The sequence below is a fragment of the Bacillus sp. V2I10 genome, from assembly GCF_030817055.1.
In the GTDB taxonomy this organism is placed as follows: Bacteria; Bacillota; Bacilli; order Bacillales; family Bacillaceae; genus Bacillus_P.
On sequence record NZ_JAUSYV010000001.1, the window covers coordinates 1,099,093 to 1,115,038 of the forward strand.

General features: G+C 40.4%; 11 protein-coding genes. 6 read left to right on the plus strand and 5 right to left on the minus strand.

What is annotated here, in order from left to right; all coding sequences use genetic code 11:
- Nucleotides 1–25: 25 nt before the first annotated feature.
- Nucleotides 26–169: a hypothetical protein gene (locus QFZ72_RS05600; RefSeq protein WP_307430515.1), complete on the minus strand. Its 144-nt coding sequence runs from the start codon at nt 167–169 to the stop codon at nt 26–28.
- A gap of 187 nt (nt 170–356) precedes the next feature.
- Between QFZ72_RS05600 and QFZ72_RS05605 the strand changes: the two genes are divergently transcribed.
- Nucleotides 357–890 (plus strand): DUF6241 domain-containing protein, encoded by a 534-nt coding sequence (locus QFZ72_RS05605; RefSeq protein WP_307430518.1) that lies wholly within the window; start codon nt 357–359, stop codon nt 888–890.
- Between the two features lie 50 nt (nt 891–940).
- On the opposite strand, the gene QFZ72_RS05610 is transcribed toward QFZ72_RS05605, so the two are convergent.
- Complete coding sequence (locus QFZ72_RS05610; protein ID WP_307430521.1) at nt 941–1,525, minus strand: biotin transporter BioY; 585 nt, start codon at nt 1,523–1,525, stop codon at nt 941–943.
- Nucleotides 1,526–1,633: 108 nt separating this feature from the next.
- Between QFZ72_RS05610 and QFZ72_RS05615 the strand changes: the two genes are divergently transcribed.
- Together QFZ72_RS05615 and QFZ72_RS05620 are read left to right on the plus strand one after the other, a co-directional pair.
- Entirely contained in the window at nt 1,634–2,230 is a 597-nt protein-coding gene (locus QFZ72_RS05615; protein WP_307430524.1) for a sulfite oxidase-like oxidoreductase, read from the plus strand.
- Nucleotides 2,231–2,403: 173 nt separating this feature from the next.
- Complete coding sequence (locus QFZ72_RS05620; protein WP_307430527.1) at nt 2,404–4,173, plus strand: ATP-binding protein; 1,770 nt, start codon at nt 2,404–2,406, stop codon at nt 4,171–4,173.
- Here QFZ72_RS05620 and QFZ72_RS05625 read toward each other — a convergent pair.
- Complete coding sequence (locus QFZ72_RS05625) at nt 4,170–5,105, minus strand: DMT family transporter (RefSeq protein WP_307430530.1); 936 nt, start codon at nt 5,103–5,105, stop codon at nt 4,170–4,172. The two genes, QFZ72_RS05620 and QFZ72_RS05625, sit on opposite strands and share 4 nt — an antisense overlap.
- 285 nt (nt 5,106–5,390) lie before the next feature.
- On the opposite strand from QFZ72_RS05625, the gene QFZ72_RS05630 reads away from it, so the two are divergent.
- Nucleotides 5,391–6,122 carry a DsbA family oxidoreductase gene (locus QFZ72_RS05630; protein WP_307430533.1) on the plus strand — a complete coding sequence of 244 codons (732 nt, stop codon included), beginning with the start codon at nt 5,391–5,393 and terminating at the stop codon, nt 6,120–6,122.
- Between the two features lie 68 nt (nt 6,123–6,190).
- Here the strand turns inward: QFZ72_RS05630 and ald are convergent, their stop codons facing one another.
- Nucleotides 6,191–7,321, minus strand: coding sequence for an alanine dehydrogenase (gene ald, locus QFZ72_RS05635; protein WP_307430534.1), 1,131 nt, complete (start codon nt 7,319–7,321; stop codon nt 6,191–6,193).
- A gap of 150 nt (nt 7,322–7,471) precedes the next feature.
- Nucleotides 7,472–8,704 carry a sporulation transcriptional activator AdeR gene (locus QFZ72_RS05640; protein ID WP_307430537.1) on the minus strand — a complete coding sequence of 411 codons (1,233 nt, stop codon included), beginning with the start codon at nt 8,702–8,704 and terminating at the stop codon, nt 7,472–7,474.
- Between the two features lie 1,633 nt (nt 8,705–10,337).
- Between QFZ72_RS05640 and QFZ72_RS05645 the strand changes: the two genes are divergently transcribed.
- Together QFZ72_RS05645 and QFZ72_RS05650 are read left to right on the plus strand one after the other, a co-directional pair.
- Complete coding sequence (locus tag QFZ72_RS05645) at nt 10,338–14,864, plus strand: cell wall-binding repeat-containing protein (protein ID WP_307439604.1); 4,527 nt, start codon at nt 10,338–10,340, stop codon at nt 14,862–14,864.
- A 161-nt stretch (nt 14,865–15,025) separates the two neighbouring features.
- Nucleotides 15,026–15,778, plus strand: coding sequence for a (S)-benzoin forming benzil reductase (locus QFZ72_RS05650; RefSeq protein ID WP_307430539.1), 753 nt, complete (start codon nt 15,026–15,028; stop codon nt 15,776–15,778).
- The last annotated feature ends 168 nt before the right edge of the window (nt 15,779–15,946 follow it).

Sequence of the window (15,946 nt, forward strand, 5' to 3'; positions counted from 1 at the left end):
TCTATGATGTTAAGCTTCGCTTTTCTTATTTCAATCTCTCTAATAACTCTTCGTCATCCATTTTCAGGATTATCTCCAACAGTTCAGGCTGTCTTTTTAAAAGAGTATTCTCGTATGTTTCGCGTTCTTTTTCATTTAAGAAATAACGCTTCATTTGCAATACTGTCATGAAAGCTCACCTCTTTCACAAGATCTCACACTAGTATTTTCCAAAATAGGAATCTTTTATACATGAAATCTAGGATACTGTAAGATTTTATCGAATTTTGTCTAGTTATGCAAGAATCTTTACCAGAGAAGGAGATATAAATAGATGAATAGAACTATTTAGTATAAAAAAGATAGGGGTGCAGTGAATGAAATGGATGAAACAGCATAAGTTTCTCACGGGTGCAATTGTATTATTGCTATGCTGTACGGGTGTTATTTTTTATATTTTTACTGAAATGATGCATACGCCTGTACAAAGTACAGAACAAGTAAATAAGACAATTAATGAAAGTTCGGAGAAGCTTGCTGAAATTGATTTAAGCAACAATCCATTTCCAGTAGGCGGAGCTACGATTACAGAAGATCAAATACAGAAATATCTGCACGGGATGTCTCACCAAAAAGTGGAGGCCAAAGATAAGTGGAATCACTTTGAAATCACGGAAGAGAGAATTCTTTATTTAATCAAACAAATTGAAAGCGACAAAGAAGCCTTTGAAAACTCGGATTTATATTTGGACATCCTCAGCAGATGGCTTGAAAATGATTATGCAGAAGCTGACAGGGACCACAATGCTATTTGGAGCCTTCAGGGAGGTACAATAGGCAAAGCAACTGGCGTGCTGTCCAAAGACGAAGAATTAAAATATCTTGAAGAAAATAAGGCTGAGATTAAATAATAAAAAAACACATGATTTCTCATGTGTTTTTTTAATACTTATATTTCAGATCAGGCAGCGCGATGCTTCCCAAGGCTCGTAGCTTTATTTACAGCTGTATAAATGCGTGGAGCAATAACAGCGCCAATGGCTGTAAAGATGACATCTTTCACCATAAACCAAGTCATCACAAGCCATGCGCCAGTATAGCTCATTTCAACATTCAGCCAATAATTAAGCGCTGCGTACATATAAGTCGTTCCGATAATATAGATAAGAGCAATTCCTGCAAATGATGAAAGGAAGAAAACGGAAAGTGCTGGTTTTTTGCTTGCTTCAACAATTTTGCCAGCTACATAAGCAGCAGCAATATAGGATAAAATAAACCCGCCTGTGCTGCCGAAAATAACTCCAATGCCTGCGCTAAACTGTGCGAAGACAGGTGCACCAGCTATTCCTGCGAGAGCATAAACGATCATGGATAATGCGCCTAATCTGCTTCCGAGCAGCAAACCTGCTAAAATACAGAAAAAGGGCTGCATCGATAACGGAACCGTTCCAACGGTTAAAAATGAAGTGAGGTTTGCACCAATCGCCATTAGAGCTGCAAACATTCCGACGAGTGCTAAATCATAAGCCTTTAATTTGTTTTTCATTCTCTCATCCCCCCATAGATGCTATGTAGCTTTCTATAAAAAGAGTACTGAATTCAGTTAAATATGTCAACTTCATTTTATTGAAGTTAACAAAAAGAAGGTGTCAATATGTATTTCGGCAAGGTCAAAAGCAAAGGAGATCCCAATCGGGTTCCGCCTAATCAGCATGTCACAACCAAATTTCCGGTTCTTCACGCAGGCAATGTTCCTTATTATGAGGATTTAAGTAAATGGGACCTGCAAGTATTTGGCTTACTGGATCATCCCAAGAGATTTACATATGAAGATCTGATGAACATGGAGCAAGTCGATCAGGACAACGATATTCATTGCGTAACGGGGTGGTCAAAACTTGATAATGTGTGGAGAGGAATCAGCACCCGCCAGCTCGTGAAGGATTTGGGGCTGCGTGAGAATGCAAACTATTGCATAATCCATGCAGAGGAGGGCTGGACAACAAATTTGCCGCTTGATGATTTCCTTAAGGAAACAAGTTTGCTTGCTCATTCCCATAACGGAGAACCGCTAACGCCGGAGCATGGATTTCCGTTCAGAGCCGTATTTCCGCATTTATACTTCTGGAAAAGTGCAAAATGGATACGTGCGATCCAGTTTACAGAACACAATCACCCTGGATTCTGGGAGAGAAACGGATATCATATGAATGGAGATCCCTGGAAAGAAGAGCGGTTTACATGGGATTGAAAAAATACACCTGTATGATTCAGGTGTATTTTTTTATGGTTATGAATCTGACTGGAATCTGGACGTACTCGGGTAAAACGGAAGCCTCTGGAAAAATGAGATAGGCCAATTTCCTTTCTTCGTCTATAATGAGAAGGTTGGCAATTTCATACGAACGTTCGGAGTGATTTACAATGTATTTTACTGTGCTTGGCCTTGTTTCTCTCATCCCGCTGCTGCTTGGGATGGTTATATATATGAATGAGAAAACCATCTTATCAAGAGCGATCGTTTATTTCTTAATCATGCTTTTTATTTGGCAAATAGACGTTGCTCTCTTATATGGCACTGATTTATTCTCTATGGAAACAGCACGAATTTTATTTCAAATAGGGCGTTTTGGGTCGATTATGATCATGCCGATTTTATTTTATTTTATGTACTTAATGATAAATCAAGAAAACGAAGCCGAAAAAAAGCAGAGGTTCCGTTTTATTAATATTAAAATACTCATCATGCTCATTATCTGGAGCCTGGCTGTTTTTGCAATAAATTTAACGTCATTTGGAGTATCCGGTATAAAAATGATAGAGGATGACTTTTTCCCGGATCATTATTATCCGGTTTTTGGACCGCTGAACTGGACGTACTATTTGAATGTCTTTTTTGTATTTATTAACATTATCTTACTAATTCTTGTGTCGAAGAAACTTAAAAATAAGGACTTGCGATCATTCAGTATTTTTTTCTGTACATCCATTTTATTCGTTTTTATTAATGGTGTGCTGTCAGGCTATCAAATCTTTCCGCTATTTTTATCCAGCTTTGGCTCGATTCTCTCGACCTTGATTATCTTTATGGCTTACTTTAACATGCATTCAAAAAGAATTCAGCTGATGAACAGGGATTTGAGGGATCAGAAGAATTTTCTTCACAAAGTAATGGATTTAAACCCAAGCTATATTTATGTAAAGAACCATGAGCTTAAGTTTGTTCTGGCTAACAAGGCAATGTCCGCTTTATACGGCAAAGAAGTACATGAGTTAATAGGAAAGATTGATTCTGATTTTAATGATCAGCCGGATCAGATCAAGAAAATCCGCGATGAAGAGCTTCAGATTCTTGCCTGGGAAACAGAGAAATGGGCGGAGCCTGAGCTTGCGATTGATTCAGCCGGGAATACAAGGTGGATTGAAGTGACAAAGATCCCTGTAAGATTGGAAGGGGAGACATATATTCTTTGCATCGGCAATGATGTGACACAGAAGAAAAGGGATGCAGAGGTTATTTTAAAAACAGAAAAAATGAGCGTCATCGGAGAATTAGCGGCAAGCATTGCACATGAGATCCGAAATCCGCTGACATCAATAAAAGGTTTTGTGCAAATTCTGCAGGAAGATGAGCATATGAAGCAGAGCGGCGAACATTTAAGAGTCATGTCAGAAGAGATTGACAGAATCAACGAGGTAGTAGGCGAGCTGCTTCTAATTGCCAAGCCGCAAATGCAAACAGTCTTATCCGTTGACTTGAAGACAGTCATTGAAGACGTTATGACACTAATGAAAAGCAGTGCACTGCAAAATAACATCAGCCTTATGCTCAATCACGAAGCGGACATATTTAAAGTCAGTGGGAATAAAAATCATTTAAAACAGGTTTTTATAAATTTAATAAAAAATGCAATTGAGTCCATGCCTGATGGAGGAACCGTGCAAACTGCTATAGAGCGTTCAGAAGATGGCGGCATTCGAATCTCTATTTCAGATGAGGGGATTGGGTTAAGTCAAGAACGAATGGAGAAATTAGGTGAACCTTTTTATACGACAAAGGATAAAGGGACGGGCCTTGGATTAACGGTTTGCTATAAAATCATCCGGGAAGAGCACGCAGGAGAGATTCTATTTGAAAGCGAGGAAGGACGCGGAACGACAGTTCATATCATCCTTCCTGCAGAATCCATTTAGTCTGCATCAACTGCTTTATCCCGTTTTTGTTTAAATGCGTTTGTTCCGATAACGCCTGCGATAATGAAAAAAGCGCCTATCAAGTGATAGAAATAAATGGTTTCGTTCAGGATAACCGCTCCTGCAACAATTGAAATGACTGTTGATAAATTAGCGAACACACTCATTTGAGAAGCGGGAATTTTTGAGAGAATGTAGTTTGACAGAAAAGAAGTCAATAGTGTAGCAAAAACACCTAAATAGAACGTGAATAGTAAAAATGGCACGTTTGTCCACAGCGAGACATATTGAACAAAATCTCCTGCAGCCAAATGCTGTATCATAGCATACAGATTAAAAAAGATAAACCCGAATGTCACCATAATAAAACTAAGCTGCAAGGGCGAATATGAAACAGACAGAAATCTCGCAAGCACTGTATACCCTGCAATCGATAAACAGGAAATGAACAATAAAAGAAAACCAAGCAAACTGTTAAATTCGATGCCTGCCCCTTTCATGAAAAATATATAGACAACACCGAATATCGACATCAAAATAAACAGAACTTGAATCAGGCTGGTTTTTTCCTTTAAAAAGACAGAAGCAAGCAAGGCGGTTAAGATTGGTGCAAAAGCCATCAGGATGCCGCCTTCTGCAGATGTTGTATAAAGCAGACCAAACGCCTGGAAAGTAAAAAACATCGTCGGATAAAATAAAGCAAGCAGCAGCAGAAAAGCAAGAGATTTTCCATTATCCTTAAATGAAGGCATTTTAATAGGCACAAAGAATTGAAGAACCAGTAAAACAAGAAACCCAAGTGTAAACCGGTATGAGAGTGTATCGATCGGCGAAGCATCTTCAAGCGCAAGCTTTGTAAATAAAAAGGTAAGTCCGACTATGGAGGCATTTAATACAGCGCCAAGGTAAGGAAGTACCTGTTCTTTCTTCATCTTTCATTCCCCGTTTCAATTTTCTTATGTTCACCTTACCACTTTTTTTAGAGTCTTTGATATGTTCAGATTGGAAAAAGGCTGTTTTTTGGAGAATTGCTTTTCGACATTTTCCACATTTACAAGGAGAGCAAGAGCATTGTTTGATGTTGATGTTTAAGGAAATGATACCAATATACAGGGTTGCCTGACTCCCCGGTTTGAACGGAACTGAGCAAGGCGCCTGCGCTTTTGAAATAGGTTATGCTACTATAGAAGCAATTCTATAAATGAATGAGGTGTCTTATGAAAATTGAAGTATGGTCTGACTTTGTATGTCCATTTTGTTATATAGGCAAGCGCAGATTAGAAGAAGCGCTGGCTGAATTTCCGCATAAAGATCAAGTTGAAGTTGTTTATAAGAGCTTTGAACTGGATCAAAATGCTCCGCTAAACAGCGGGAAAACGATTGATGAGGCATTGGCATCCAAATACGGCATGACGATTGAACAAGCGAAGGAAGCGAATGCCGGAATCGGGCAGCAGGCAAAAAGTGCTGGTCTGACTTTCCGCTTTGACGAGATGAAGCCAACGAATACATTTGACGCTCACCGCCTGGCAAAGTTTGCTGAAACACATGGTAAAGAGGGGACTATGACAGAAAACCTTCTTTACGCCTATTTTACAAATAATAAAGACTTGGGAGATCATCAAACCCTTGCAGATCTGGCAGAAGCATCAGGTCTAGAGCGCCAGAAAGCATTAGCAGTTCTGGGTGACAAAAGTTCATATGCAGCTGAAGTGCGAAAAGATGAAGGAATTGCGCAGCAATACGGCATAAGCGGAGTGCCCTATTTCGTCATCAATCAAAAATATGCGATTTCAGGGGCGCAGCGGGCAGAAACATTTGCAGGTGCACTTCAGAAGGTTTGGGAAGAAGAAAATCCTGAACCTGCCTTGCAGGACCTGTCTGAAGAAAGCGGTAATGACGCATTTTGCGCAGACGGAAGCTGTGCGGTACCGCCGAACAAGGAGTAGTACATCAAAAAAAGAGCCTGGAGGCTGCCTCCAGGCTCTTTCTGTATTCCATCCGTTTATTAAACGAATCAGTTTACAGCGATTTCTTTATCAAGCGCTACATCAACAGGAACGAATGTATAGCCAAGATCGCGGGCTACCGCTTCATACGTGATATCGCCTTTTGCAACGTTGACACCTGCTTTAAGAGCAAGGCTGTCAGCAATTGCCTTGTTTACGCCTTTGTTTGCAATTTGAAGAGCGTATGGCACTGTCACGTTCGTAAGTGCAAGTGTTGATGTTCTAGGAACAGCTCCAGGCATGTTTGCAACAGCATAGTGAACAACGCCATGCTTCTCATAAGTTGGGTTATCGTGAGTGGTAATGTGGTCAACTGTCTCAACGATACCGCCTTGGTCAATTGCTACGTCAACGATAACTGAGCCTGGTTTCATAGATTGAACCATTGCTTCAGATACAAGTGTCGGAGCTTTTGCACCAGGGATTAGTACAGCACAGATTAATAGGTCTGCTTCTGCAACTGCATTTGCAATATTGATAGGGTTAGACATCAATGTCTTAATTTGATTGCCGAAGATATCGTCTAATTCACGAAGACGGTCCGCACTTAAATCAATAATTGTAACATCTGCGCCTAAGCCGATTGCCATTTTTGCAGCGTTTGTTCCAACTACACCGCCGCCGATGATTGTTACCTTGCCGCGGCTCACTCCTGGTACTCCTGCAAGCAGAATGCCTTTGCCGCCCTTTGGTTTTTCAAGGAATTGTGCGCCAATTTGTGCTGCCATGCGTCCAGCTACTTCACTCATAGGAGTAAGCAATGGAAGTGTGCGGCCAGTTGTTACTGTTTCGTAAGCGATAGCTGTAACACCTTTATTTTTTAGCGCCTCTGCAAGAGCTGGTTCAGCAGCTAAATGCAAGTATGTGAAAAGAATAAGCCCTTCGCGGAAATACACATATTCAGATGCTAAAGGTTCTTTAACCTTCATAACCATTTCAGCAGCCCATACATCCTTAACATCTTCTGCAATTACTGCACCGGCGGTAAGATAGTCTTCATTTGTGAAACCGCTTCCAATTCCTGCGTCTTTTTCGATAAGTACTTTATGTCCAGTTGCCACGAATTGTGTAACCCCGCCAGGCGTTAATGCAACACGATTTTCATTATTTTTAATCTCTCTAGGTACTCCAATAATCATTTGAAACCCTTCCTCCTTTAACAGCCAGTTTATACTGTGCCGCTTATCTTGAATGTGTGATGATTTTTGAATATGAGATTAGTATAAAGCGTTTTCTCACACATTTGTTTGTTTAAAAAAGAGAAAGGATTTCTGATCTTTTGTGAAATTTCACAAACTCATTTTATCAAGCTTTAAGTTAAGATAAACAGTTATTTTTTGATTTGGATCCCTTAAATCAAGCTCTGCAATCTGGGAAATGCGTTTAATTCTATAGCTTAATGTATTGACATGTACATTAAGCGCTTTGGCAGCATCGTTCACATTGCTGTCTTTGTCTAAGTAAACTTCAAGCGTTTCAATAAGGTTTGTGTGATGCATCTCATCATATTCCTTCAGTTTTCTAAGAGGATAGTTTATAAACCCTTCCTGCTTCCGTTTTTCATGAAGCAAATCCAAATATTGATAGATGCCCAGTTCTGAAAAGCTGATGAGCCCCACTGTTTCTGCAACAAAACGTTTTTTTATATTTTGAACGGCGATTGCTTCTTTATAGCTGAGTTCAATTTGCTCCGCTTCTTTATAAATACTTCCTATTGCCGCCTTTACATGGTCAATCATGAATCGCTCTTTAAGCTGAAGGATGGTCCAGTCGACAAATTGTTTAATATCCGAAAGAGGCTCGCCGCTTTTAGGCGCAAGCAGGATAATCAGTTCATTCTGATCAAGGGTGGAAAGGATAATTTGAACCTGCTGAGTTGTTTGAAGCAGATAATTAATTTGTTTTTCAGTTGGTTCTTTAATTTCATCGCTGAACCGGAACAAGACAACGGAATGCAAAGAGGGAGGAGTAATGCCGATATCATGAAAACCATTGATTATGTCAGATTCCTGGTTGATATGCCCGGTAAGCAGTTTCCAGAAAAACTCCTGATTCCGCTCTTCCTTTTTCGATTTGCGGTTGTGCAGGTTTAGAAGCTTATTTTTAACAACCTGCGCAGCTTTCTTTAAAAGTTCAAGCTCATCATCTGTCAGCTTTTTATTAATTTCCAAAGCCCAGATAAAACCAAGAACTTCATTGTTTTTCCAGATGGATATGGCAATGCGGTTTCCAAGGCCCACCTCATCAATGTTTTTTACGCGGATAGGCTCATCTGATTGCAGAAGCATTGGAATCGTGCCGTCTTTCCATAAACTGTTAATGACTTTCTCCGGAACGCGTCTTCCAATGATCGTTGATATCCTCGCAGGATCTGTACAGTCATCATGTGTGCTGTAAGCGAGAAGGCGGTGATTTATATCTTCAATAGTGATCGGGCATTGAAGAACCTCGCTGATGCGGTCAGCGACATCTTCAAGACGGTCAGCATTGTATTTAAAGGCTTCATTAGCCGGTTTGTTCATTCATTTCACCTGCTTCTTCTAAATAAATACATTGGTTGAAATCTTATCTTCGTATATCACTTCAAAATGATCTATTTTCAAGTAAATTGGTACTATTTTAATTATATTAAGGTACACCCTTATGGATATTATGTAACTGGCATTTGTAAAAATCAACAAAAAGGATAATTCTGTTTTATGATTTCTAACAATTAAATTATATTACTATTAAATGAAAGCGTTAATCGTCGTTTGTACGATGACTGGACTTGTCATTATTTTTACAGGCTCCTGGGTCAATTTATAGGTTGCATGATGCCTTAGAATAGCTAAAACCCAAGAATCGGGTAGCCATAGAGCTCGTAATAGACCCTAAACCAGCTCAAACCCAAGAATTGGGTAATCATAGAGCACGTATGAGACCCTAAAAGTGCTCAAATCCAGCCGTTGGGTAATCATAGAGTCCAAATGAGACCCTGAAAGTGCCCAAACCCAGGCGTTGGGTAATCGTAGAGCACGTATGAGACCCTAAAATTGCTCAAATCCAGCCGTTGGGTAATCATAGAGTCCAAATGAGACCCTGAAAGTGAACAAACCCAGGCGTTGGGTAATCATAGAGCACGTATGAGTCCCTAAAAGTGCCCAAACCCAGGCATTGGGTAATCATAGAGCTCATATGAGACCCTAAAAGTGCTCAAACCCAGACATTGGGTAATCATAGAGCACGTATGAGTCCCTAAAAGTGCTCAAACCCAGACATTGGGTAATCATAGAGCACGTATGAGACCCTAAAAGTGCCCAAACCCAGGCATTGGGTAATCATAGAGCTCCTATGAGACCCTAAAAGTGCCGAAACCCAGGCGTTGGGTAATCATAGAGCACGTATGAGTCCCTAAAAGTGCCGAAACCCAGGCATTGGGTAATCATAGAGCTCCTATGAGACCCTAAAAGTGCCCAAACCCAGGCATTAGGTAATCATATTGTTGCTGTTATGTATAGAAGCAGCTGTTTTTCACCTTGAAAAGAGCATGATATGAAACTTAATACCTGAACCAATAACATGCATTATGAACACAGTCACTGATTTTGGAAAAAGGATAGGTAAGCGAATGACACTTCTAAGAAGGATGGATTAATTAAATCAGCTCGTATTTATAAACGGTTATTAACAGCCTATACAATACGGATTACGATTGCTCAGCTTCATGATCAGCTGGACGGCTTGCTATCCTCGAATTCAGGCTGTTCTGCTGGCTGACGCGGACTTATGGTCCGTGTTTTTTTTATTTTAGAAGTTAAACTGGGACGAAGTGTTCAGACGGAAAACCTAATTTATGGTAATAAGTATTTACGTTTTGTTAACTGTTTGTGGTTTTTTTGCAAATCATCTGTAAATTCGTTAATTTTTGACAAAAAAATGATATATTTAAAGAGTGCTAAATAACAAGGTTTTGGAGGTGTTCATTAATCGTCTGATTTCGAACGAAGGAGCCTTTCCGATGGATGATTTATTAGAACGAATTCTGTAGTAAGCGCTTACAATTCGTTGATTACTTTTCCGGTTTTTAGTTAGCGGCAGCTAAAATAAGCGGATAAGGTACATATGCTTATTTTGCAATATTTTTGAATTTGAGGAGGAACCAGGTTGAAGATTATGAAAAAGCAGTTGTTCATTCTGACAACTATTTTGGCATTGCTTGTCAGTTATATTGTTCCATTTAGCACGCCTGCATCGGCGGCAGACAATCTAACAGTGCAAGAAGCGATCGCCAATAATTCAGGTACAGGTACTGTAGAAGGATATATAGTCGGTTATACAAACAGTGGTTCCAGCTATGATTTTGAAGCGCCTTTTAGCGCTGATACAAATTTTGCTATAGCAGACAAGGCAGATGAAACGGATCCGGCAAAGATTCTTCCTGTTCAATTGCCATCATCGCCAACATCGCTGCGGGCAAAATTCGGTCTGAAAACGAATCCTGATATTGTGGGCAAAAAAGTCATTATAACTGGATCATTAGAAGCTTATTTTTCAGTTCCAGGCCTTAAAAACCCTACTGCAATGATTTTCGAAGGCGAAACACCTGAAGAACCGAAGCCATTTGAAGGAATTGAAGGCTTGCGAATTCATGATATCCAAGGTGCTGGCCATGTTTCACCTTATCAGTCACAGAACGTAAAAGCAGTTGAAGGTGTAGTAACCCATGTAGTCGATGCAAGCAACTTCTATATGCAGGATGCGTCACCTGATGATAATGCAAACACATCAGAGGCTGTTCTTGTTTACAAACCGTCACATGGCATAAAAGCCGGTGATCTAGTTTCAGTAGATGGACAAGTAAAGGAATGGGTTCTGGACGGCTATGCAGAGAAGCTTGAAACGGACCTTGCCATGACAGAAATCAATGCTCAATACGGAAATGTAATGATTAAGTCAAGCGGTCAAGCATTGCCGGCTGCTGTCATCATCGGCAAAGATGCGATTCCTCCGACAGCAGTAATCGACAATGACCAATTGGGCACATTCGATCCGCAGGAAGATGGAATTGATTTTTATGAAAGCTTGGAAGGTATGCGTGTTTCTCTTGAAAGTCCGACAGTTACCGGACCGCAAAAGTATGGTGAAGTACCTGTCATTACAGGAAAAGAAGAAGGAAAAGCCTATACAAAAGAAGGCGCGCCTTTACTAACTAAAGATAATCAAAACCCAGAGAGAATGTTCTTATTATTAGATAACCGCAGCTATACGGCAAAAGTCGGAGACCAGTTCAGCGGAACTGTTACAGGTGTTGTGAGTTACAGCTTCAGCAATTTTAAGATTCTAGTAAAAGAAGCAAATCTGCCTGAATTGACAGAGCGTGAAGTTACATCAGATGTTACAACAATTGAAAAGGAAGAAGATAAATTAACGATTGCTGGCTATAACATCGAAAACTTTGCATCAGCAGATACGGAAAAACGCGATAAGCTTGCTAAATCTGTTGTTGAAAACTTAAAATCTCCAGACATTATCGGTTTAGTAGAAGTGCTGGATGAAAGCGGCGAAACAGATGACGGCACAGTAAAAGGAGATGCAAACTACAAGGCGCTCAGCAATGCGATTGCTGCTAACGGCGGTCCGACTTACGCATTTACTGAAATTGCACCAGAAGATAAAAAGGATGGCGGTGTTCCTGGAGGAAATATCCGTGTTGGATACCTGTACAATCCTGAAAGAGTCACTTTATCAGAAGGAACAAAAGGTGATGCAACAACGGCAGTTGCTTACGAAAATGGCTCATTGACATTAAATCCTGGACGAATCGATCCAACAAACCCGGCTTTTGAAGACAGCCGCAAGCCGCTTGCTGCACAATTCACCTTTAAAGGAGAAGATGTTATTGTCATCAATAACCATTTCAACTCTAAAGGCGGAGACCAGCCGCTATTCGGCAAAAACCAGCCTCCTGTATTGGGCAGCGAAGAACAGCGCCTGAAAATTGCTGAAATTGTTCATTCTTTTGTAAAAGATGTTCACGAAAAAAATGAAAATGCAAATGTAGTTGTGATGGGAGATTTAAATGACTTCGAATTCTCAGCGCCGCTTCAAACCCTAAAAGGTTCTGAGCTTGTGAATTTAGTTGAAACCCTTCCTGCAGCTGAACGCTATACTTATAACTACCAAGGCAACGCACAGGTTCTTGACCACATGCTGGCATCGAATCAACTGGCGGCCGGTACAGAATATGATATTGTCAACTTTAACTCTCCATATATGGAAGAGCATGGCCGTGCAAGTGACCACGATGCTTATGTTGGACAGTTTGACTTATCTTCTGATGACGAGTTCAATCTTTCTATTATGCATACAAATGATACACATGCACATGTGGAAGGCTATCCTCGTTTAATCACAGCTGTAAACGAATTGCGCAGCCAAAAAGAGAACAGTTTACTTGTTGATGCAGGAGACGTTTTCTCAGGAACGCTATACTTCCGCCAATATCTTGGACTGGCTGATCTGCATTTTATGAATCAGCTGAACTATGACGCTATGACACTCGGAAATCATGAATTTGATAAAGACTCTAAAACACTAGCAAACTTTATAAATGAAATGAAATTCCCAATGGTGTCTTCAAACGTAAATGTAACAGCAGATGCTGATTTAGGTCCCCTTTTCAAAAATGAAATCGGAACACCTGGTGAAGGCGGAAACATCTATCCTGCCATCATCAAAGAAGTAGATGGAGAAAAAATAGGGATCTATGGATTAACAACTCCAGATACGGCATTCCTTGCAAGCCCGGGTGAAAATGTTGTATTTGAAGATGTTGTTCAAAAATCAAATGAAACGATCGATCTGCTTAAGTCAGAAGGCGTCAACAAAATTGTTGCCCTTTCTCATTTAGGGTATTCTCAAGACTTAAAGCTTGCCGAAGATGTAGATGGAATTGATTTAATTGTGGGCGGCCACTCTCATACAAAATTGGATGCACCGGTTTTAATCGAGAAAGAAGAGCCTACTGTTATTGTTCAAGCCGGCGAATACTTAAACTTCCTTGGTTTAGTAGATGTAACATTTAACAAAGATGGTGTTGTAACTGGTCATAATGGTCAATTAGTGACACTATCAAACTATGCTGAGGATGCTGCTGCAAAAGAAAAAGTTGAAGAATACAAAGTGCCGCTAGAAGAAATTAAGAAACAAGTAGTTGGAAATACTACGGTTGAACTTAACGGAAAACGTGCAGATGTACGCACAAAAGAAACAAACTTAGGAAATCTTATTGCAGATGGAATGGTTGCGAAAGCAAATGAATCTGTAAAAACGCATATTGCTCTTCAAAACGGAGGAGGAATCCGTGAGTCCATCAATTCTGGAGAGATTACGCTTGGCGAGGTTCTGACAGTATTGCCGTTTGGAAACAACCTGGTGACACTTGACCTGACAGGCCAGGAAATCCTGGATGCCCTTGAGCACAGTGTAAGCGGAGTAGAAACAGGAGAAGGACGTTTCCTGCAAGTATCAGGGATTAAATTTAAGTATGACGTAACCAAGCCTGTCGGAGACCGGGTTTGGTTTGCAGAAGCGAAAACAGATAATGGATTTGAAGCAATTGATGCAAAGCAAACATATAGAGTCGCTACCAATGCATTTACAGCAGATGGCGGAGACGGATATACGATGTTTAAAAAAGCTAAAGACGAAGGCCGTATGACAGAGTTATTCGTAGTAGATTATGAGGTCTTCACATCATATCTTGCAAAGAACAATCCAGTTTCACCTGTGGTTGAAGGCAGAATTATTCAAGAAACAGAAGTAACCGAAACTCCTGTAAAACGCATTAAGGGTAAAAATCGTTATGAAACAGCTGTTGAAATCTCTAAATCAGGCTGGGAAACAGCGAAAACAGTTGTCCTTGCACGCGGAGATTCTTTCCCTGACGCACTTGCGGGTGCACCGCTTGCTTACAAGCTTAACGCACCCATACTGCTGACAGAAAAAGGATCATTAAATAGAGCAGCGAAAGAAGAAATCGAGCGCCTCGGTGCCGAGAAAGCAGTTATTCTTGGCGGATCAGGTGCAGTAAGCGATTATGTGAAATACCAGCTTAAAGGCATGGACTTAAAAGTGCAGCGTATTGGCGGAGATAACCGCTTTGAAACAGCAGCAAACATTGCAGCTGTTCTTGGCGGAGCACCTGAAAAAGCTATTATAGCAAATGGAAGGAATTTCCCTGACGCACTATCAATAGCTTCTTATGCAGCGCATAAAGGATATCCAATCCTTTTAACGGATTCTAATAAACTTCCAGAAGCTTCAAAGAAAGCATTAAAAAATATAGACAGTACAATCGTAGTAGGCGGTGAAGCTGTAGTAAATGCCACAGTATTCAAGCAGCTTGAAAAACCTGAACGCTATTACGGAAAAAACAGATACGGAACAGCTGCTGTCATTGCGACAGAGCTCAACCCGTCAAATAAGGTGTTTATTGCAACTGGGGAGAACTTTGCTGATGCACTTGCCGGATCTGTACTTGCAGCCAAAGATAATGCATCAATGCTTCTAGTTAAGCCTAAAAACATTCCTTCTGAAACAGAAGCAGCATTAAAGGTGATCAAAGCGGATGAATTTAACGTTCTTGGCGGAGAAAATGCGGTAAGTGAAGAAATAATCAATCAATTAAAAAAGTACTAGGCAAGAAATTGAGCTGCCGGGAGATTCCCGGCAGTTTTTTAGAATAAGCATTTCTTTAAATGGAGCAAACAATTTCAGCTGAAAATACTTTAGAATCGAATTACCTATTAGACAGCTTAAAACTTTGATAAAATACAGATTAAGAAGGAAGGGGCGATACTATGAATACGACGATTATTACCGGTGCATCCCGGGGACTCGGAGAAGCTATTGTAAAACAGCTGCTGGAACCCAACCATCAAATTATTTATCTTTCTAGGTCTGAGAATAAAGAACTAAGACGTCTTGCTGTTGAAAAAGATGCTGTTCTGCAGTTTGTACCATGCGATTTATCAAACGCTCCTCATGTTGAAGCAGTAATCCCTGAAATTTTCGAAAAAATTGATTTGAATGCTGCAGAAAGGATCACCCTGATTAACAATGCGGGCACGGTCGATCCTATGAAGCCTGTCGGAAAAGCAGAAGCGGCTGAACTTGAAGCGCATGTCCAGCTGAATTTGATCGCACCGATGGTCTTATCAAATGCTTTTGCAGATAAAACCAAGAATATAAAAGCCGAAAAAGTGGTTGTCAATATTTCATCTGGCGCTGCAAATAATCCAATCTACGGATGGAACGCTTACTGCAGCTCAAAGGCAGGGCTTGATATGTTCACTAAAGCTTTTGGACTTGAACAGAAACAAGAACAGCATCCTGTCACTGTCCTTTCATTCTCACCGGGAATTATGGACACAGATATGCAGGGAAATATACGTAATACACAGCCTGAGGATTTTGCAGAAGTGGCAAGGTTTCAAGAATACCATGATTCAGGGAAGCTTAGATCCGCTGAATTTGTGGCAAGTGAACTGCTTAAGTTATTAAACAGGCCACTTGAAAATGGAAAAGTATATGACATAAAAGAACTTATATAATAACAGTGCGGAGCATCCTGACTTGGGTGTTTCGTTTTTTTATTCGCGCCTGGCTCCCTGGCCAGAACGGCTCTGCCAAAAAAGTCAAGCCCGACTTTTCTGTCAGAGACTTATCTGTCTGTCGGAGCTAAACGGGAGATTCCGCTTTTCGATTGTCCAGCTCCGCCT

What these genes read in the sequence shown, in the direction of transcription:
- QFZ72_RS05600 (WP_307430515.1), bottom strand. Translation starts at nt 169, where the DNA reads ATGACAGTATTGCAAATGAAGCGTTATTTCTTAAATGAAAAAGAACGC.
- QFZ72_RS05605 (WP_307430518.1), top strand. Translation starts at nt 357, where the DNA reads ATGAAATGGATGAAACAGCATAAGTTTCTCACGGGTGCAATTGTATTA.
- QFZ72_RS05610 (WP_307430521.1), bottom strand. Translation starts at nt 1,525, where the DNA reads ATGAAAAACAAATTAAAGGCTTATGATTTAGCACTCGTCGGAATGTTT.
- QFZ72_RS05615 (WP_307430524.1), top strand. Translation starts at nt 1,634, where the DNA reads ATGTATTTCGGCAAGGTCAAAAGCAAAGGAGATCCCAATCGGGTTCCG.
- QFZ72_RS05620 (WP_307430527.1), top strand. Translation starts at nt 2,404, where the DNA reads ATGTATTTTACTGTGCTTGGCCTTGTTTCTCTCATCCCGCTGCTGCTT.
- QFZ72_RS05625 (WP_307430530.1), bottom strand. Translation starts at nt 5,105, where the DNA reads ATGAAGAAAGAACAGGTACTTCCTTACCTTGGCGCTGTATTAAATGCC.
- QFZ72_RS05630 (WP_307430533.1), top strand. Translation starts at nt 5,391, where the DNA reads ATGAAAATTGAAGTATGGTCTGACTTTGTATGTCCATTTTGTTATATA.
- ald (WP_307430534.1), bottom strand. Translation starts at nt 7,321, where the DNA reads ATGATTATTGGAGTACCTAGAGAGATTAAAAATAATGAAAATCGTGTT.
- QFZ72_RS05640 (WP_307430537.1), bottom strand. Translation starts at nt 8,704, where the DNA reads ATGAACAAACCGGCTAATGAAGCCTTTAAATACAATGCTGACCGTCTT.
- QFZ72_RS05645 (WP_307439604.1), top strand. Translation starts at nt 10,338, where the DNA reads ATGAAAAAGCAGTTGTTCATTCTGACAACTATTTTGGCATTGCTTGTC.
- QFZ72_RS05650 (WP_307430539.1), top strand. Translation starts at nt 15,026, where the DNA reads ATGAATACGACGATTATTACCGGTGCATCCCGGGGACTCGGAGAAGCT.